Source organism: Candidatus Wallbacteria bacterium (genome assembly GCA_028687545.1).
In the GTDB taxonomy this organism is placed as follows: Bacteria; Muiribacteriota; JAQTZZ01; order JAQTZZ01; family JAQTZZ01; genus JAQTZZ01.
In genome coordinates this window covers 1-19172 of sequence record JAQTZZ010000039.1, presented here as the reverse complement: position 1 = coordinate 19172, position 19172 = coordinate 1, and the positions used below count along the sequence as shown (strand labels likewise).

Genomic DNA, 19172 nt, shown 5'->3' with positions numbered 1-19172 from the left:
AACTTGTAACAAATTGCAACTTGAATAAACTACAGCTTCGGATAAAATAGAGTATAGAACAAAAGGGAGGAAGAGTGAAATCAATTTTCACATTGATTTTGATGGTAAGTTTAGTAGGCACAGTATTTTCTGCTGGGTCAGACAATTCATTTAATGGCCCCCCCCCAACATAATATGGCACAAATCATTGGACGGGATTATCCTGATCTCCCGACTCCTCCTCAGCCGCCTGAACCAGAACCTGCAGCCTCGACAAATATTTCAGCTCAGCTCAATTCAATCACTTCACTGATAGATTCCACCCTGTTTACCTTTTATCTCTCTGGCAAGGTAACTGAGCAGGAACTCAAGGAAGCACTCGAACAGATTTATGCAGCATCCCTGGATGAAATCGAAAAAAGCTCGATCCCGCTGGCTTTAACTATTGCAAGTGATTTGTCAAAAGGCTGCGATGGCTCTTTCAAGGCTTTTGAAACATGCTTCACAGCTTCAGACTCGAACCGGAAAAACGGTTTGTCCGTGCCAGCTGAGACAATACTGGAAAAGCTTGAGTCAGTTAATGAAAATGGGACTCTTTCAAGCTACATTTCCAGGATCAGGAAATTAATAAGCCAGGCAGATGCTTCACAGATTGATCTGTCAGGTTATGGCAGCGCAATTCGGAAGCTGATCGATAATTTTGGAAATCTGACAGTGGATTTTCACTCCAAAATTCTGTATGAATTCGTAGAAACAGGGGATAAAACCGAATTCGAGCGCAGGACCGCTTATTATCGGAAAGCCTTTTTTCTTTACAGCAAACTAAATAACAGATACTGCACGGAAATCAGAGCTGCTGCCCAGGAATTGTATCAGAAAGCAGAATATGCTTACAGCGAAGGGCGTTATCAGGATGCCATAGACCTTTATCAGCAGGTGATAGCATCTGATGCTGCATTTGCAGCCCAGAACGGCTGCAAATGTAAAATCGGATCCTGCCATGTATCCCTGGGTGATTATGAAAAAGCCCTGTCCTCATACAAGGAAAGCATAGCTGTAGATACCACTGATCCTTATAAACGTGCTTCTTATGACGGCATTGTGAACATCTTCATGGTACGCCTGCCCAGGACTGAAGCCAACCTGCTGCGAGGGATCAATTACATCACACAGCTTATGGATACAGTGCAGGATGAGAAAATCCTGATCAAGTCGCGTTATGACCGGGGCTGGATCTGCGAATATCTGGCGTCCGTTTCAGGGATCACTCCAGAAAAAAAAGAAGAGTATTATCTCGCTGCGATCAAATGGTTAGAGGAGTATCTTGGGGTATACAAACCAGGGGACAACCTTGCAGAACCATACTATGTCAGTTATAAAATCTGCCTCGACCGGGACAACCTTTACGGAATCTATCAGTTGTCGAATGAGAAAAAACTGACCTATTGCAAAGCCGCAGTTTCCGAATACCTGAAATATGAAGAGGAATTCTCGACAGTCAACCCCACTTATGCGGTGCAATCCCTGACCAGGGCCGGGGACCTATGCTACAGCCTGCCCGGATATTCATACACATATCATTTCACGATAGACCAGAAAAAAGACCTTTACAAGCAGGCCATCGCAGCCTATGAGAAAGTAAGAGCTAAATATTCGGACAACGCATTTTATTATGAAGGCGCGCTGGAGAAATTAGGATACTCTCACGAGCAGCTTGGGGGAGCGATTTACGACGAGCATTACTCCGATACAGGAGAGAGGATTTATAATCGGGCTGAACTTTTGACTGCTGCGGACTTCTACGAAAAATTCATCCAGGAATACCCGCAAAGCAATGATATGCTTGAAGCCAGGGGTTCTGTTTACAGCACTATCGCCAGTTCGTATAAAGTGGAAGGGAATCTGGCAGATGCAAAAAAGAATTATGAGAAAGCCAACTCCTACCTGAAATCAGTTTTTGAAAATACAGGGAAATACGACTATGAACGTTTGCGTTCGCAAAACAAGCTCAGCGCAAATCTCTGGGCAATAGGAACAGCGAATTGGGAACTGGCAGGGAACAAAGAGGTGAGAAACAAATACGGGCAGCAGGCCATTGGCGAATATCAGAAAATCATCGATTTTCCGAAAGCCGACAGCTACACTCTGACAGCAGCGAAAATTGCGCACGGAGACATTGAAAAGGGCTGCGAAAACTACGCACAAGCCATCAAATGGTATGACCAGCTCATCTTAGATTATGGTGCAGGCACTGACTACCTGGCGCAATGGGCAATCGGCAGCAGCTGGCTAGGCCTCGGAGACTGCTATTATGCTGTTGACGATTATCAGACTGCGCTTGCCAAGTACAAGACTCTCGACACATTGTCGAACGCCGCGGATTACAAACCTTCATCCAAACTCGGGCAGGGGAAATGCGAAGCAAAGCTCAAAAACTACAGCCATGCCCAGGAATTGCTGGCCCTGGTGGTGGAAAACTATCATGAAGGGGCTTGGTACTATGACAAGTATGTAATTCCAGCCAAAGACACGCTCAAAGATTTCCTCCACGTCAAGATCGACCCGATGATTGACACCATTGCCGAAGGTGAGAAAAAGACCTTCACAGCCACCATAGTCTACCCTGACGACACCCAGGCCATGGTGCCATCAGGCTCGATCAGGGAATGGAAATGGGAAGAGACAGGCAATGAAGGTGACGGCCATGTCTTTGAACCTTCCGGAAACACCGCAACTTACAAAGGTGGCACTGGCGATTTCCAGGACACGATCCTGACAGCAAAATGCAGGATTGATGCGGGTGGATACGGCGCAAGGGCAGTGTCATCTGAAATATGGATTGAGGGGGATAATCAGGTGCCTGTGAGCCTGGTGAATGAAGACGGGAAGAGAATAAAGTTTGCGCCGATGTATATTCCCTGGGATGGAGCGCACCGTGGAATGCCACCTGAAGTAAATACGCCTCTTCCGATGACCTTAAAATTCTCTACTCAATATTCTGTCGAAAATCCGGATCAGATCAGAATGTATTTTACCAGTCCGGCAGAGACTCATGAAACTGAGATTATTTATGATGAAACCGATGTAGACAGCCATGTTTTCGAATCGCAAGACAAGAATAGCATAATCGAAATTGTTTCACCCCTTCCCATGGCTCAAAACGAGGCGATGCCAAGAAATTTTCCCCGGGAAAATCCAGGCGAAGACCTGCTTAAATTCAATCTGAAATATTCCGGTGAAGTGATTTTCCTTGAACTGCCGATCTGGAAGGGTCCGGGATATGGCACAAACGAAACACGACTTGATAACTATGCGGCATCCAATCAAGTATTCCCACGTGAGAAATGCGCTGACTTGAATCCTGAAAAGTACTTGACTAAAAACACACGGATGTTTATCAGGGTTGCTGATTCCGGGATGAAAGCTGATTCAGTCACAGTTAAAATCAAGAGCAGCATAGAAGAGCGGGAAATAATCTGTAATAAAACTGGTCCAGGGATTTTCCTTTCATCAGGTATCGTCCCGTTAAACAAGGAATACTCGCAGGACATAATTGCTTTGCTCGGTAAAACATATGGTGCGTTCAGAACAAATCCTGACAGTTCGCTCGGATCTCATGAGATCGAATTGGATTATAGCCACAGCAAACAGGGATCAGTGAAACATCATTATGCGCCTAAAAAACCGGCTTTAGTGATCATGGCTTTACCGGCTACAAGGGATATTGATCAGGAATCAGAAGGACTGCAGAAAGCTCTTCAGGCATTTTACAAATGGGATTTCAAATGGAATGCCTCCCGAGCAATAGAAATAGTAACGTCCACAATCGATTCAATTCAGCGATGCTACAGTGTGGATGTAAATCTGTCTCCAACTTATCGGAATTTCGATGTCAGCTATACCGACTTTATTCCATTGCAGAACTATGATGTTGTATACATCACTGCTCACGGAGAAGAAATGTCAGATTACAGTGCATTTGATGTTTATGAGAATTCATCGGATTGGGATGCTGAAAAACCAGCAACTTATCTGGTAAAAGCTGATCAGATATATCAAATATATGCCTTGGATAAAGAGACTCGATCCAACAAATTGATTATTCTGAACTGCTGTTATCTGGGAGCTGAAAAAAACATTAACCATTGGTTCAAAACTCCCTCTTCATTAAAGGGATTTCATACCAAATGCCTGCTCGGATGGGTGGGTACCCCACCGATGATTCTGGGGACCGGATACTTTAAGATATTTTTCGATCACATTGATTTGAAAAGACCAACAACTATTCTGGAAGCGTCGCTGATTCCGGATGTTCCGGTCGAGGTGTATCAGAATGCCAGGGGTAATATGGCTGAGGTTCTCCCATGATCTTAAAGAAAATCGGGATAATGTTTACATTAATTTTGATTTACTGGGGAGTTCAGATATCGACCAATCGTGAAGATTGCTTGGACCAGAGAAACACTATGCCCTTGTTCATTGAAGGCTGGCTGGACAATCTTGGTTATCTTCCGGAAAATCTTTCCCAATTGAATCTGAATTTCTACAACAATTGGAAACAAGATGAGTCAAGTCATCAACCAAGTCTTTACGTAGGGACAAAATCAGGGAAAGCACGGGTTGCGCGAAAGATCGACAGAAAAGATGGAAGACACATCTCGGAATTTCTCCCAGACTGTCCTTCATTTGGCGGTGTTCTTATACTCAGACATCTAATTTCAGGCTATGAATGTCTCTGCAGATTGCATAATCTTAAACAATATTATTTCCCTGAAACCACGACTAATGAAAACCTGATCAATCTTCTGAGTAACTGGGAATTATCTCCCGAATTTAGGCATGCTGACTATAAAAAAGCCTTAGAACTGATAAAAAAAAGCTCTGGGCTTGATGAACGCGATAACTCTGGATGTACACCGCTGATGTTGGCGATAAGATATGGTTGCTACGATCTTGCTCTCGCCTTGATAGATAATAACGCTGATTTCAATGCATTGGACAACCAGGGAGAGACACCGATACAATACTCTTTACGTGCGTTCAGCAGATCGTTTGTTTATTTTGATACTACAGAAAATCTTTACAAAACTATGAGCAAGCAATCCATCACGAAAGATATTTCTAGCTGGAGGAAAGAAAGATACAATATAGACATTGACCGATCAAGGCGACTGGCGAATGACATTTCCTTAAAATTGATTGGAAAAGGAGCGACTATTTCAGTAATTGGACCTGCTAACAGGACATTATTAATGGAAGCAGTATTATTAAATTTGCGAGAAGTAGTGAGCGCATTAATAAACAAAGGAATAGATCTCAGCGCACGCGACAAATGGGGGCATACTGCTTTATTTATGGCTAAAGAGTTGAAATGCAACGAGATTACCGCTCTGCTGATCAAAGCCGGTGCAAAGGAGTAATCATCAACAAAATCGACCCCATGATCTTGCCCACGAAAAATTGACACTCTGTTAATGCTAAATAGGAAACGGAGGGCTAGATGGAAAAAGTGAAACAAAGTAGGCAAGTGTACTATCTCGAATTCAAGTTCTCGATCATGAAGTAAGTGAAAAACTGCTGGAAAAGCTTGAAAAAGAGTCCGAAGTGGTGCTAATCAACAAGATGTTGTAGAATCTTGATATGAAATTACTACTTGTTTTCCTGACTTTGATGGCTACCGCCGTATTCGCCTTTGACACCGACTATTTCATCAGTTTCAAGGGCATCCGCGAGCTGCATTTCAGTTCCAGCCTGGTGACGGACAGCTACGATCTCACTGACCACAGGTTTTACGAACTGATCGGCTGTTATCTGGAAGAGGATGGATTCATCCATCTCAATGACAGGGCCACTAATGAGATATATCTCGAATTTTCCACTTTTACAGTCAAAGATTTCGAACGGGATTATTTCAGGCTGTATCTGGAGCTCAGAAATCCCTCAGGCAGGCTCTGGAGCATGGCTACCTTCGGAATGGTGCCGCCGGATGAAATGACTGAGCGGGTGGAACGCAAGCTGGAAATCATGCTGAACTATTTTTACTATGAATATCTGGATGTAAACAACATCATCAAGGAATCCAGGAAAAAGGTCAAAAATTACAGCCAGTGGTACAGAACCAAGATCTGGAACAAGAAAGGCAGCTACCGCGACTTCTACTTCAAGGATGACCTGGATACCAAGAAAGCCCTGCCTTTCCCCGACGAACAGCACGGAAGAATCGAATAGTCATCTCCCTCTATCCTTCGGGTAGCCGGTGGTCTGATGAACAAACTCGGATTCGTCGTGCTCGCCATGCATCATCCTGAATAATTCAGACAGTTCCATGGATGCCTTCATGAAAATCACGCCTACTGCAGCTTCGATCCTGATGCCTGCCACGCGGGTATTGGGAATCCAGTCAATCACTTCACCGGCTGAGGTCTCTTTTTTGATCTCAGGGTATTTTTCCAGGATTTTGCAGCCTAATGCGCTTTCGGCAACTATGAAATCCTTGAATTCAGGTCCTGCGAATTTATAATCCCAGACCATTTTCGCGAAACCGTAATGATTCATCACCCGCTGCATGGAAAGTGTGGTCCGGTCTTCCCTGCCTTCTTCCATCCTGTCCAGATAACCCCCTACCCTGCAGTCAGTGTCTTTCCATAGTTCCACGAATTCCTGATAGCGGAGACCGTCCCTGGTGCGTTCCTGGAGTTTTTTCAGGGTCAGCACAGCTTCATATCTGGTAGTGGCTATACAGTCAAGGCAGAAGCAGAACAGCAGCAAGATCAAGGGTAATTTCATGGTTGTCTCCTGTTAAAAGGCATGTAGGGGCTAACGGCCGTTCGCAAGCACGAAGTCGCCCTTACGAATCATATAGCCCCGAATCCGGATGTGCGCAAATCCACTGACTTATGCTGCCATTGCATCCGGCTGTCATCTGTTTTATAATTTCAGCATCATGAAAACCGCTAAATTCGATGTCCCAGTGGACCGTTACATTTGTTTTTACCAATCGACCTTTTGGCGGAATCCTGCACCACGAGACTTTTGCTCAGCGGGATTATCATGAAAAACAAATGTTACGGACCACTGGCCCCTGAAATCATCGGCATCGGCGAAATCAGGGAACCTGCGCTGGTGATCGATCTGGATGACAATGTCCTGTTTCTCAACGACGAGGCAGTGCTGGAATATGGGAATCCGGGGAAAAAGAAGAAATGCTGGCAGGTGATCCACGGTCTGGACTCACCCTGCTGGAAAAATATGGAATACCCCTGCCCCAAGAAAATCATGCAGGACAGTCAGCTGGATCAATATTCGGCGATCCATGTGCACAAATCCAGGGAAGGGGAAAACTATTTCCTGGTAAGCTGTTCCTACCTTAAAGAGAAGCGGCTGATCGTGGAAATGCATATCAAGGTCAGCCGGATCATCGACGAAATGATCAGCCACGGCATTCTCAATGCCGACGACCTGAGGGAAGTTTTCTATGCGAAGCTTAATTATCTGGTAGGTAAAGATCACTTCATCAAAAAACTCAGCAATCACCTCAGAGAAAAAAAAGTCAGATTCCTGAGCATCATGGATCTGCGCGGACTCTCATTCATCAACAAATTTTACGGCATGGTGGCCGGCGACCTGATGATCAAGTCCCTGGAAGAGGCAATTTTTGACGTGCTGCGGGAGTCAGGCGGGGAAAGCATCTTTTCCCGGGCCGCAGGCGATGAGTTCGTTGTTCTGCACAGCACAAAAAAGCGCTCCGAAGTCAGGAAGATCGAAAAGGCAGTCCTCAAGCGTCTCGCTGACAGGACCCTGACTTTCGTGGACGAGCATATCAGAACCAGGATCTCGCTCGGCACTCTGGAGATCAGTGATACCAAAGATTACCATGTGGACGAAGTGCTCAAGCTCCTCTCATTCTCCAAATCCCAGGCCAAGAAATCCTCGGAAAAAAAATATTATCTCGGCATGTCTGCCCAGCAGGACGAACTGCTGCATGAATTCCATGAAAAGAGCCTCTGCTTCGACGAAGTCCAGAAAGCCTTATCTGAAAACAAGATCGAGCTCTTCTTCCAGCCGATCGTTGATCTCAACACTGGAGAAATCTTTGATCTGGAAGCCCTGGTGCGGATCGGAAAAACAGGCAGTTATCTGCCTGCGAATATCTTTATTGACCTGATCTACGAATTGGACCAGATCCTGAAGCTCGACTCTCTTGTTTTCAAAAAAATCATCAGCTACGCAGACCAGATCGCGAAGATCTGCCCCCGCATCTTTATCAACATTGGTCCAAATTCGCTGAAATCCAAACAATTCCGGAAAATCCTGGATCATACAGTCAGGGAGCTTTCCCGCTCCGGACTGGAGCTTACCATCGAACTCACAGAGCAGTCCCTGCTGGAAAACGCGGACATCGTGAAGTTCATTCATGATAAATACGGATTCCACTTCGGGATCGACGATTTCGGAACCGGTTATTCTTCATTCAAGACAGTGGCTGACCTCTCAAACAGCGGGGCCGTCTCAGTGATCAAGATCGACGGTTCCCTCACCAAGGGAATCCAGAAGTCTGCGGAAAACCTGACTATAGTGCGTGCCATCGCCGGCATGGCGCGGACTCTGAACCTGAAGACAATCGGAGAATTCATCGACAACAGGGTGGATCTTTCCGTGATCAGGGCGATCGGGGTGGACCTGGGCCAGGGCTATCTGTTTTCAAAACCGGTCAAGATTGAGGACCTTTTAAAAGACAATTTACTTAAAAAAATCAGGCGTGAACTGAAGTAAGAAATAAGAATCACCACTCCATTCCGGAATCTTTTCGAGATGCATGATTGATCAGGTTCAAGCCCGGCATGGTCTTGGAGATAACCCCCACCTGCTCGTCATTCAATGAATTGAGCGAGATGTCAAGTATTTTAAGGTTACCCAGTTTTTTCAATGGTGTGAGATCAGTAATCCTGTTCTCGCTGAGAAACAGATATTTGAGCTTGTCGAGGCTTCCAAGTGGAGAAACGTCCACTATGCCGTCAGCACTGAGATTCAGCTGTGACAGGCTTTTCAACCTGCCCAGTATGGAAAAGTCATCCAGCCTGTTTTTCTGCAGATTGAGGTTTGTCAGGAAGACAAGCTTCTTCAGAGGTTTGAGATCCGAAATTTCATTGAAAGATAAATTCAGTTCCAACAGGTTGATCAGTTCTGAAAGCGGGGAAATGTCGGAAATCCGGTTATGTGAGATCTGCAGGCTGCGCAAGTCTCTCATTCCGGAAAGAGGTGCGATGTCAGTGATCTGATTGCCGCTCATTTCTAATAAAACCAGATTTTTCATGTCCGAGAGATAGCTGATATTTGAAATCAGGTTGTCTGAAATGTCCAGCCGTTCCATTTTCACCATATTCACCAGCGAATAGATGCAGTCGATTTTATTGTCTGAGATGTCGAGCTCCCTGAGCTTTCTGAGCTCCACCAGAGGTACCAGATAGCTGATGAAATTGAACTCGAGGTTCAGTTTCTCAAGATTGCGAAGTTCGCTGAACGGCCACATCCAGTCCAGCCTGTTCCTGCCCAGATTCAGTTCCCTGAGCGCTTTCATTCTTCCGATCGCCTCGATATTGTTGATTTCGTTGCTGTATAAATTGAGTTTTTCGAGGCCGTAGAATTTCCAGAGCGGCTTGATGTCTTTGATTTTGTTGAAACTGAGATTCAGCACTTTCAGGTGCGAAAAGGCTTCGATCCCTGAGATGCTCTCGATTCCCCGATTGGACAGATCAAGTTCAGTGATGTACTGGAAAGCCCGGCTGTCAGCCGGAGGCTTGGTGAGCCCGGTAATTTCCAGAATCGCTTTTTCGAGATTCTGGTCCGGAAAAGTCAGTTCAGCGCCGAGCGCAACGGAAACCATCACGAAAAAAACAACAGAACCGAACCTTTTCACCGTTCTTTACGATCAGGTACGCTGAAAAAAGGGTTACTTGTCTTCTTCTGATCTTTATCCAGGGATTCTTTTTTGTCTTTATCGGATTTTTTATGCGCCTCAACTTCTGCATTGATTGAGGTCGGGATCTCCCAGAAATCCTCTTCAGAAGTCATGGAAAGCTTGGTTTTTCCGTCTTTATCAATTCTGAGCCAGATGCAGGACTCGCCCTTGTTCCCTTCGAAGGTGAGCCTGGGATTCACTTCCTCGAAATGAAGTCTGATGTACGAAGTCTTATCCTTCCCCTGTATCTTCAAACAGGGTTGTTCGTTCGAGTCAAAACCGACTGTAACGCCTGATTCAGGGTATTTCCGGCCTGACATGGAAATCTCCGGAAGATCTCCCACACCCAGGGCGATCTTGAACCGCACTTCCTGCAGTTTATCCCTGATCTCGCAGACCGGACGGTCATGCGAATCGACACTCAACACAATTCTCGGCTTTCCCTGGCTGTCGGTAAGTTCGATCCGTTTGGCCCTGAGGACTTCATCCATTATCTTGCCTATTTCCTTCTCTGATCAAGGATATGTCCGAAATATCCTCCGATTACGGCTCCGATCACGACCATCACCAGTCCGACCAGTGCTCCTCCGAATTTGTTGCCAAGCTGTCCCAGCATGATCCCCATGATAATCGCTCCTGCGATTGCCAGCAGATGCCCTTCAAAACTTTCCATTAATATACCTCCTTATTTGGAATTTTGTCTTTCTGCCTCTTATTTTCCGATTATTGAAGAATTTATACTGTTTAATAACCGCACTGCCCGCATTTTGAGCTGCGGTTCAGTCTCTTCACCTACAATTCGATTCAACAATGTCTGAGCTTCACTCATCTTTTTTTGAACAAAATAATTATACGCCAGTTTATATTGATATGCAAAGTTGTGAGGGTCCATCTCCAGAGCGAGCCTGATCTGCTTTTCTCCTTCCTCAAGCATTCCCATCATTGTTAAAGCACCTCCCAGATTGCTGAAAACTGCAGGCATATTGGAAATCGCCGCAGTTTTCAATAACCAGTCCGCGCTTTTCTGATACTCGCCTTGCTCCATACAGCAGTTGCCCATTTCAAATAATGCTCTTGGATTTCTGGGAGCCAGGCTGACAGCTTTTTCCAGAAAAAATACTTTCAAGACTGGATTGCTGGAACTCACACCTTTATAAAGATAAAATTCAGAGAAAATTTCAGAGAATGAATTATAGTAAAAAATAATTGCAAGCACTACCAGGATAACTGCTGACATTGGTTTTACATCTACAATGGTCTTCCGATAGCAGGTGTCCATCATAATAAATGTCAGCAAAACAATAATTCCCAAAGGCACCACGTGAATTGTCAAATCAAAAAAACAGAGCATAATCCCGAAAGCAGACCAGCAGACAACCAGCTGATTTCCAAGCTTGGATAAATCTGATTCAATCCAGTGTTTGATTACAGAAATAAAAAAAATTATCAGTAAAAAAAATCCGGGGATTCCTGTTTCACATATAAATTGTAGATACTCATTATGTGCTTCTTCTGCAAAGAAATTCAGCCTGTATTGTGGCCAGTCTTTCTCAGCTGTTTTCTGAAAATAAACTTTCTGAAAATAAGGGAAATAGTATGCATAATTCCCTGTCCCTACACCCATTGGATTTGCTTTCAGCATCTCAAGGCTGACTTTCCAGATGAAAAATCTTTCTTCATCTCCTGTAAACACTTTCTTAACATCCTGATAATATCTGCTTCGGAAATTTTGATTGCAGCAGATCATGAAAAAGCAGACAGCCAGAAAAACAAGACCGATTTTTAAATATTTCCTGCTGTAGAACAGAGGGATCAGCAGAGCTGGGATCAAGGCAAAAAAAACAATTCTGCTGCGACAATAAAAAATCAGCGGAATGTTAAGCAGATTCAAGATTGACAAAGGATTGGTTTTTTTCAGTACCAGGATCAGGGAGCAGATAACTGAAAAACCCAGGTAGGCAGCCGTAAAATCAACATTACCGAGTGTTGTCAGCAGTTTTTCCCGCCCAGGTTGTAGATTGTGGAACAAATCAAACAGCTGAGCCAAAGCTATCAATCCTATGGCTATTCCGCAGATTTCCACCAGCCTGAAGATAAAAATCTGGTTTTCCAGTTTGACTGTTTCATCCTGGAACAGGGAAAAAAACAACCAGAGCAGGCTTAGATTAATCAAAAGTGAGAAATTCACCATCAGAATTTCGAAATGACAGATTTTTAAAATTAATGACCATAGGATCAGAGTGAACATGGTTAATGTGAAATTGGTTGTAAAGAATTCTACTTTCTTTTTGTTTAACATATGCAATGATATATAGACTATGCTTAAACTAAACAGAGAAAATCTTAACAGCCATTCCTTGACAAACATGTATGGATAAAATGTCTGATTCAGAAAAACAAAACTTGTCAGAATGAAAATCAGGCTGAAGCCATAAAGAAAAAAAGATCTCCTGGAGACCTCAGGCACCTTTACCCCTCAGCACAACTCTGACAGTCATCAGAATCAGCTGGAAATCAAGAAAAAGGCTGAGATTCTGAATATACAGAAGATCGTATTTTAATTTATTGTTTGGATCTGTCTCGTATCTTCCGAGAATCTGGGCCAGCCCTGTCAAACCAGGTTTAACTCTCAACCTTTTATTGAAATAAGGGTGTTCCTGAGAAAAACTGTTGATGAAAAATTCCCGTTCAGGCCTGGGTCCGATCAGGCTCATTTCGCCTTTCAGCACATTCAGGAGCTGAGGAATTTCATCGATCCTGTATTTTCTCAGTATCCGGCCTATCCTTGTGATGCGTGGATCTTTTTCGCATGCCAGCACTGGTCCGCATAGACTCTCAGCATCAGAAATCATTGACCTGAATTTCATAATCCTGAATTTTATTCCGCAGTATCCGACTCTCTCCTGGGAATAAAATACAGGACCTTTAGAATCAAGTTTGATCAACAGACAGACCAGCGGAAAGAACGGCGTGCAAACAGTCAAAGTCAAGGCAGAGACCAGCAGATCCAGGAAGCGCTTGATGAGCATCACCCAGGTTGGAGGCAGATAGTTCATTTCCCAGCATGGGATGCCGGCAAGTTCCTTGACTTTCATACCGCCCAGAAAAATCTCATATAATCCAGGAATCACTCTTACCCTGATTCCTTTTTCCAGCAGATAATCCACTTTCTCGATCATGTCCACCTTGCCGAAGTCCTCAGCATTGATGATCACCTGGTCCACCTGTTTTTGCATGACCATTTCTACGATTTTGTGCCAGCTTTCTGGTTCAAGTGCCAATCCACCTTTCTCTGATTCATGATAGAGGCAGGCAGCCACTTCGTAATATCTGGAATATTTTCTGATGTCGTTTTCCACAATGTCAAGTTCCTTTTTGTTCCCTACCAGTACCAGCCGTTCAGGTTTCAGCACCCTGATCTGCTTCCAGATGAAATGATTCAGGGTGATCAGCAGAATATTGATGAAAAAAGACAGCACAATCACAGTGCGTGGAAATGCGAATTCTCTGGCAAAGAATGCCAGGGAGTTGATCAGGACGAACCCGATCATAGCGCTGGAGCTTACATGGAACACAATTTCCAGGTTGGACAGAGGGTCTTCCTCTTCGTAAAGATTATGCGCCACAAAAATTAACAGATACAGGATAGTGATGAATGGCCAGATGTGGAGGTAAGAAATGAAGTTTTCCCTGGGAAAATTTCCGAATCTGAAATAAAAAGATCCGATCAGTGAAAGGTTTATCAGCAGGAGGTCAATCGCCAGGATCAGTCTGTACATTTTTTATTCTCCAGCAACAGGTTGAGCTGCCTGAGCGTATCCAGAAAATTTGGCTGGTCCGGCTTGGAAATCAGCGCGGAATTCACTAGCTGCAATGCCAGCTCAAGCCTCACCCGATCGTTGAAAAATGAGGTAATATACAGTTGTGCAAGATTGTTCAGGGAATTCTCATAATCAGGTTTCAATTTCAGGCTGGTCTGATAGCAGTTTTCAGCCCTCTCAGGATCACCTGCAAAAAAATAAATCTCTCCGGCCATACCCCATAGGATATGATTGAGTTCTGAGTCAGGTATTTTATAAAAGGTTTCCAATGCCATTTTCCAGTCTCGCGTAAGCTTGTATGCAGCAAAAAGATTTACATTCAGCTTGCCCTTGTCGATCAGAGGGAGATTCCCGGCGTTTTTAAGAAAGATAAGTCCTTTCTCAGGATCTTTCCTGAGGGTTTCAAGTCCTATCTCCACAAAGAGGTTGTCGTCCCAGCGGTACAGCTTGTGTTTCGAAAGATATGGCAGTATTTTCTTCGCTTCCTCGTAAAAATCGTGGGACGGCTCAGAAAAAATGATGCCTACTATCCGTTCAGACTGAATAAGTGCCACTTTTTTTTCAAACAAAGCGAGCTGATTTTCACCAACAGGCCCGAAAAAGCAAAGTTCGCCAAGTTTCAGGATCAGAGAGCTCCCTCCGAACTGATTTCCCCAGAAATCCCGCAAAGCGCTGATCTGGCGCTGATAAACATCATATCCGAATTTATTGATGCAGATTCCGGCATCCTCAATCAGGAGCAGGATCAGGGTGTTTTTCCGGAATTCAGGTTTCCTGACCTCTTGATTCAACCAGTCCAGGTCGTATTTCACAAGTGAGCGATAGGAAACAATCTCGCCCTGGATTTCCACAGTTGAGCCCTCTGCTTTTTCCAGAACGTCTCCTTCTGAAACCGGCCAGTCTTTCAATTCGTACAGAATGTTCACCAGGCTGGTCTCATTCTGAAGCACAGTCGGGTCGTGAGGCACAAAGATCTCACCTTTGACCCGCCTGGGAAGGAAGTCCCCGTTTGTACCTGGAATCAGCTCTCTGCCATTCATCCTGCGATCGATCACAAAAAATTTTTCACCCATTACAAGTCCGTGTTTGCGTCCGAAACTGATGATTGCTTCATGATTAGGCAGCCTGTATAAAATCGCACCCCCGCAATCCAGCACTTCATCGAAGGAAACTGACCGCCCTCTCCCCATCTTTTTAGCCTGGTACAGGGAAATGTCGGACTTTTCAAGCAGAAAATTGAACTCGTCCTCAGGACTGTTGCTGCCGCAACGGGTGATCAATCCAGCGCTGAAATTTACACTGGTCCCGATTCCATAGTCCAATCCAAGAGCTTTCTCGCGAAGCCGCTCGAGCAGAGACCAGGCTTCACGCTTTTCCCTGTGCACAAGAAAGACCATGAACTCTTCCCCGCCAAAGCGGCCGCAAATGCATTTGCCTGAAGTTTCACGCTCCAGGAGCTGCGCAAATCCGGAAAGCACCTTGTCGCCTGCGAGATGTCCGTATGAATCGTTGATTTTTTTGAAGAAATCCAGATCAAGCAGCATCAATGTATGATATTCATCCTCAGCCATCGAATGAAGCATCACTGTAAACTCTTCCAGGAATGGTTCACGTTTCAGAAGACCGGTCAGTCCGTCACATTTATCGAAAAGGAACTCAACCGCAAGTTCGAGAAAATCCAGGTCATAGTGCTTGTCGTCGTAAATGAAATAAAAAGACTTCCCACAGGCGTCTTCCAGTATCAGGCTTGATTTGACAGCCTTTTCAGACATTGTCAGGCCATATTTTTTCAGGCAGGAGCGGAAAAGACGCAGATGAACTTCTTTGATCTCACGCTTGATTTTAAGTTTGCGGCTTGGCATTCAGACTGTTCCTCCGGATCTCAAAAATCCATAGCTTCATCAGCCAGCATGATGGGGATCTCATTTTTTACCGGGTATTTTTTGCGGCACAGTTCGCAAATTATAAAATTATTTTCTGCGTCGTAAATGATTTCCTTCTTGCACACTGGGCAGGCCAAAATTTCCAGAAGTTCATCCAGCATATACACCTCAAATAGAGTTTGATTCAGGATATGCTACCTGAACATGATAAAATATGCAATGAGCCTCTAAAGCCGCTGCCCTCTATCAGTGGTTTAAACCACTAATCAGCTTGGAAAACAGGAAATCCGGGCAGATTTCGCTTCAGGTTTTCTACATTTTACATGTTGACTTCAGGCAAGTTCTGAAGATAGGACTCAGGCCGAGTTTACATTTGATCTGCTGTATGATACAATGCAGCAATGAGCCTGGAAAAACCTAAAATCATCAGAATTGACGACCTGGTCACTGGTTTGAAACTGAAAAAACGCACCATAATTTTCTGGTGCGAGGAATATGACCTTAATCAGCACATCGGACATCATCAGAGCGGCAACTCCTACAATGAAAAAGTAGTGTTTTATCTGCTCCTGGTCAAAGAATTGAAGGAATCGGAATTTTTTTCCAGTAAATTCATCAAGAAATTCATCACTCTCCTTGACCAGACAGGCAGTCTGCCGGATCTTCCTTCATATTTACCAGAACTTACCATTAAGCTGGAAAAAATTCTATTCTTGTATCAAAAAGGGAAAATTCAGTTACTGGTTTTTTCCAATCCGGATGAAATCCTGAATCAGGAAGAAATGAACAGCCAATTCGAGCTGCGGGTGGCTGAGCTTCAGAAAAAATTGACGACACATCCTGAGAATGAGGATGAAATCCTGATGGAAATTGCTGAAATCTACCGTCTTAAGCTGCAGCGCTATTCTGAAGCCCTGACTTATTATCTCAAAGTGGTGGAAATTGATTCCCCTAAATACAAAGAAGTAGCTAAAATCTTCCAGGAAATCCTGGTTCAGAAATTATAATTAAGTCCTATCCCAGTATAGATGTCGTTCAGGCTCTCAGAAAGTTCAGGATTTAATTCTGTGAACCTGGCCTGTGCAACCTGGCCTTTGATAAACAATTCATATGACAAATCCCGGTTTAAATTCTTTTCATAGCCGACTCCCAGGTCAAAACCTGTAGAATTGTCGGTCACTTTATTGTAAACTCCACCTGTCCAGAACCAGTAATATGTATAATAATATGAAAGCCCTGCTTCAGCGAACCAGGCAGAGTCGGATTTAACATCCCTGTCAAAGAAATACCTGTATACCAGCCCGATCCTGTCATATTCCAGCTTCTGATCAGCTGAATTGCTCTGATGCCATTCCCCACCCTGCACTCCCAGCCAGTTTTCACCATGTGTCCTGTAACGCAGGCTGGCTTCGGCAAAACCAGTGCGTTTCAGGTCAACAATGGAATCACCGGACGGATGATGCTGGATGTTATATCTCCCGCCAAGCACCCAGTTATGACGATCTTGATGATTTGCCGGTTTGGCTTCGTCTGTGAAGACTTCACTGGAATTGAGTTTGATAATATAATCACTTGAATTCCGGTCTTTTTCAATCGTTTCCAGATCCCTTCCGGCAGAAACTTCCAAAGTTACAGGCTTGTCCTCTTCCACCCGGATCGCTTCCCCTGCTTTCACCATGCCGATACTTTCCCTCATCTGATAGTGCTTTTTACGCTCATCCCGCATCTTTTCGATTTTATTCATGATTTCAGAAGAAAGTGAATCGAGTTTTTCTTCTGACAAAGGATTGGTTTTCTGGTCTTTACCTGCCAGAGCCTGATTAGTGGATGGATTCATTTTTTCGGTTGTATTATCTTCTGTGGCAGCGATTTCCTCATTAAGAATATCTCCGGGGATCAGGATCTCCTTGCCTGCTATGATCTTGTCAGGGTTGGAAATCTTGTTGTATTCAGCAATTGCCTTGTAATTGTTCACTGTGCCGGTGTATTTCAGGGAGAGCCCGCTGAGTGTATCCCCTGTCTGGATCCGATATGTGAGGTCCTCAGCAAAAACATGCAACAAAAGACCACTCACCATAAAAAAAAGAATCAGCTGCTTCAAGTTTTTCCCTCTCTTTACCGTAATTATCTGTATTTTAGAAAATTTTAGCTTTGTAATTAAACTTTGTCAATCTTTCTAACGATATTTTAAATAACTTATGAGACTTTATATTGCCAGTGATTTTCAATGTTCCCTCGGACAGCTCGACAAATTGTCAAAGAGCATCAAAAAAACCAGACCTGACCTTCTGATTTTCTGCGGTAATATCCTGGTTCCAGGAATCATGTTCCAGGAATGGGAGACTGCCATCAGGGAAGGGCGCAGGGCACGCCGCAACCTCCCAACCATCAAAGAAGAGATTGAGCGGGGGAAAAACATTTTTTTCCAGTTTTTCAAAACCCTTTCCCTGACCGGTGTTCCAGGGCTGATCGTGCCTGGGGATTCTGATGCCCCGCTTCAATATCTGCAGGATATCCTGAAAAATTTCCAGCCGAATCTGCTGTATCTCCATCAGGACAAGATCGACTGGGACAATTACATGTTCCTGGGATATGGCGGTAAAATCGTGGAAAACGAAGGGTTTGTAAGTGAAGAACATTTTGCGGTTTATTATCCTTTCTCCATGCTGAGGTATAAATTCAGAAAATTTAAATACTCCATGTATCCCAAAGTATTCATCCTGAACACTCCGCCTTTCTCAAATCTGGACCTGGACAGAAGCGAGCAGCATACAGGATGCAAATCGATTAATGATCTGATTGTGGAATTTTCACCATTCCTTCTGCTGTCTGGAAGCGCAAATTCCAGGCAGGGAATCGATTTTGTTCACAATACCTGGGTGATCAATCCTGGCTCAATGAAGGACGGCAAGTTTTCCCTGTTCGACTTGGAAAACAGCGAGTATTACGCTGAAAGCTTTTAGGTTTCCCTGCATGAAATTGACGATTTTCATTTTTTTCCTCCTGATTGTTTCCTGTCATGCCGCTGACAGCATGCTGGACAAACAGGGGAAAATCCTGATCAATTCCGGATTCAATGGAAAACTGGTCCAGCCGGAAAAATTCAAGCCTGATCCAATGTTCATCGGAGGAACTGACACTGGTCTTTCAGGCCTGATCACGATTCCCACCGCCAGAATTCCTGAGCATCATGGTTTCAGAATCGGAGTCACTTATGATTCCTGGGCCAGGCTCGAAGATCCTGCAATCAGCACCAGCCTTGGAACTCCGGAAACCGCCGATATCGACCAGATCCTGTCCAGCTTCACCTGGAAGTTCCACCGTTTCATGGAAATCTCCGGAGCACAGGTTTACGAGCAGGATAAATATTCATGCAGTACCTGGGTTTCGTCCATCAACAGCACCGCGAAAGCCAATCTCTTCGACTACAAGGCAAGCTACCCGCTGAACAGGCGGTATCAGAGCTTCATCGGCCTGCAGGCAGGCACTACCAGGAACAATGACAGCGACTTCGACTCCGACAGGCTGGCT

Annotated in this window: 16 protein-coding genes; 7 read left to right on the top strand and 9 right to left on the bottom strand. The window is 44.5% G+C overall.

The features are described 5' to 3' along the window. The first annotated feature begins 174 nt into the window (after positions 1–174). The 3 genes from PHW04_13915 to PHW04_13905 all read left to right on the top strand — a co-directional run bounded on the left by PHW04_13915 (position 175) and on the right by PHW04_13905 (position 6207). Positions 175–4347, top strand: coding sequence for a hypothetical protein (locus PHW04_13915; GenBank protein ID MDD2716982.1), 4173 nt, complete (start codon positions 175–177; stop codon positions 4345–4347). Then, on the top strand, positions 4344–5399 hold the full coding sequence (locus tag PHW04_13910) for an ankyrin repeat domain-containing protein (GenBank protein MDD2716981.1): 1056 nt from the start codon (positions 4344–4346) through the stop codon (positions 5397–5399). The genes PHW04_13915 and PHW04_13910 overlap by 4 nt, the downstream gene beginning before the upstream one ends. 220 nt (positions 5400–5619) lie before the next feature. Further along, the gene (locus tag PHW04_13905; GenBank protein MDD2716980.1) at positions 5620–6207 is read left to right on the top strand and encodes a hypothetical protein; all 588 of its coding nucleotides are present in this window, start codon (positions 5620–5622) and stop codon (positions 6205–6207) included. Here PHW04_13905 and PHW04_13900 read toward each other — a convergent pair whose 3' ends face one another. Beyond that, complete coding sequence (locus PHW04_13900) at positions 6208–6765, bottom strand: hypothetical protein (GenBank protein ID MDD2716979.1); 558 nt, start codon at positions 6763–6765, stop codon at positions 6208–6210. Positions 6766–7029: 264 nt separating this feature from the next. Here PHW04_13900 and PHW04_13895 point away from each other — a divergent pair, with 264 nt between their 5' ends. Further along, positions 7030–8751, top strand: coding sequence for a GGDEF domain-containing phosphodiesterase (locus PHW04_13895; GenBank protein MDD2716978.1), 1722 nt, complete (start codon positions 7030–7032; stop codon positions 8749–8751). Between the two features lie 10 nt (positions 8752–8761). Here the strand turns inward: PHW04_13895 and PHW04_13890 are convergent, their stop codons facing one another. The 7 genes from PHW04_13890 to PHW04_13860 form a co-directional block, all read right to left on the bottom strand. Then, the gene (locus PHW04_13890) at positions 8762–9895 is read right to left on the bottom strand and encodes a leucine-rich repeat domain-containing protein (protein MDD2716977.1); all 1134 of its coding nucleotides are present in this window, start codon (positions 9893–9895) and stop codon (positions 8762–8764) included. After that, positions 9892–10428 (bottom strand): hypothetical protein, encoded by a 537-nt coding sequence (locus tag PHW04_13885; protein MDD2716976.1) that lies wholly within the window; start codon positions 10426–10428, stop codon positions 9892–9894. Before PHW04_13885 ends, PHW04_13890 begins: the two co-directional genes overlap by 4 nt. An 8-nt stretch (positions 10429–10436) precedes the next feature. Next, positions 10437–10610 (bottom strand): hypothetical protein, encoded by a 174-nt coding sequence (locus tag PHW04_13880; protein ID MDD2716975.1) that lies wholly within the window; start codon positions 10608–10610, stop codon positions 10437–10439. 39 nt (positions 10611–10649) lie between these two features. Further along, entirely contained in the window at positions 10650–12236 is a 1587-nt protein-coding gene (locus PHW04_13875) for an O-antigen ligase family protein (protein MDD2716974.1), read from the bottom strand. Positions 12237–12396: 160 nt separating this feature from the next. Further along, a complete protein-coding gene (locus PHW04_13870) occupies positions 12397–13716 on the bottom strand; it encodes a sugar transferase (protein ID MDD2716973.1) in 1320 nt (439 codons plus the stop codon). Beyond that, entirely contained in the window at positions 13704–15620 is a 1917-nt protein-coding gene (locus PHW04_13865) for a diguanylate cyclase (protein ID MDD2716972.1), read from the bottom strand. Before PHW04_13865 ends, PHW04_13870 begins: the two co-directional genes overlap by 13 nt. 20 nt (positions 15621–15640) lie before the next feature. Then, positions 15641–15802 carry a Trm112 family protein gene (locus tag PHW04_13860; GenBank protein ID MDD2716971.1) on the bottom strand — a complete coding sequence of 54 codons (162 nt, stop codon included), beginning with the start codon at positions 15800–15802 and terminating at the stop codon, positions 15641–15643. Positions 15803–16042: 240 nt separating this feature from the next. Between PHW04_13860 and PHW04_13855 the strand changes: the two genes are divergently transcribed. After that, positions 16043–16648, top strand: coding sequence for a hypothetical protein (locus tag PHW04_13855; GenBank protein MDD2716970.1), 606 nt, complete (start codon positions 16043–16045; stop codon positions 16646–16648). On the opposite strand, the gene PHW04_13850 is transcribed toward PHW04_13855, so the two are convergent. Next, on the bottom strand, positions 16636–17742 hold the full coding sequence (locus PHW04_13850) for a LysM peptidoglycan-binding domain-containing protein (protein ID MDD2716969.1): 1107 nt from the start codon (positions 17740–17742) through the stop codon (positions 16636–16638). The genes PHW04_13855 and PHW04_13850 overlap by 13 nt on opposite strands. Before the next feature lie 97 nt (positions 17743–17839). Between PHW04_13850 and PHW04_13845 the strand changes: the two genes are divergently transcribed. Both PHW04_13845 and PHW04_13840 read left to right on the top strand, forming a co-directional pair. Then, the gene (locus tag PHW04_13845; GenBank protein MDD2716968.1) at positions 17840–18604 is read left to right on the top strand and encodes a hypothetical protein; all 765 of its coding nucleotides are present in this window, start codon (positions 17840–17842) and stop codon (positions 18602–18604) included. A gap of 10 nt (positions 18605–18614) precedes the next feature. Beyond that, positions 18615–19172 (top strand): hypothetical protein (locus PHW04_13840; protein ID MDD2716967.1); only part of this gene is annotated, 558 nt, incomplete at its 3' end.

Coding starts and splice junctions, on each gene's coding strand:
- PHW04_13885 (MDD2716976.1), bottom strand. CDS start 10,428: ATGGATGAAGTCCTCAGGGCCAAACGGATCGAACTTACCGACAGCCAG.
- PHW04_13865 (MDD2716972.1), bottom strand. CDS start 15,620: ATGCCAAGCCGCAAACTTAAAATCAAGCGTGAGATCAAAGAAGTTCAT.
- PHW04_13845 (MDD2716968.1), top strand. CDS start 17,840: ATGAGACTTTATATTGCCAGTGATTTTCAATGTTCCCTCGGACAGCTC.
- PHW04_13910 (MDD2716981.1), top strand. CDS start 4,344: ATGATCTTAAAGAAAATCGGGATAATGTTTACATTAATTTTGATTTAC.
- PHW04_13915 (MDD2716982.1), top strand. CDS start 175: ATGGCACAAATCATTGGACGGGATTATCCTGATCTCCCGACTCCTCCT.
- PHW04_13880 (MDD2716975.1), bottom strand. CDS start 10,610: ATGGAAAGTTTTGAAGGGCATCTGCTGGCAATCGCAGGAGCGATTATC.
- PHW04_13895 (MDD2716978.1), top strand. CDS start 7,030: ATGAAAAACAAATGTTACGGACCACTGGCCCCTGAAATCATCGGCATC.
- PHW04_13875 (MDD2716974.1), bottom strand. CDS start 12,236: ATGTTAAACAAAAAGAAAGTAGAATTCTTTACAACCAATTTCACATTA.
- PHW04_13855 (MDD2716970.1), top strand. CDS start 16,043: ATGAGCCTGGAAAAACCTAAAATCATCAGAATTGACGACCTGGTCACT.
- PHW04_13860 (MDD2716971.1), bottom strand. CDS start 15,802: ATGCTGGATGAACTTCTGGAAATTTTGGCCTGCCCAGTGTGCAAGAAG.
- PHW04_13900 (MDD2716979.1), bottom strand. CDS start 6,765: ATGAAATTACCCTTGATCTTGCTGCTGTTCTGCTTCTGCCTTGACTGT.
- PHW04_13870 (MDD2716973.1), bottom strand. CDS start 13,716: ATGTACAGACTGATCCTGGCGATTGACCTCCTGCTGATAAACCTTTCA.
- PHW04_13905 (MDD2716980.1), top strand. CDS start 5,620: ATGAAATTACTACTTGTTTTCCTGACTTTGATGGCTACCGCCGTATTC.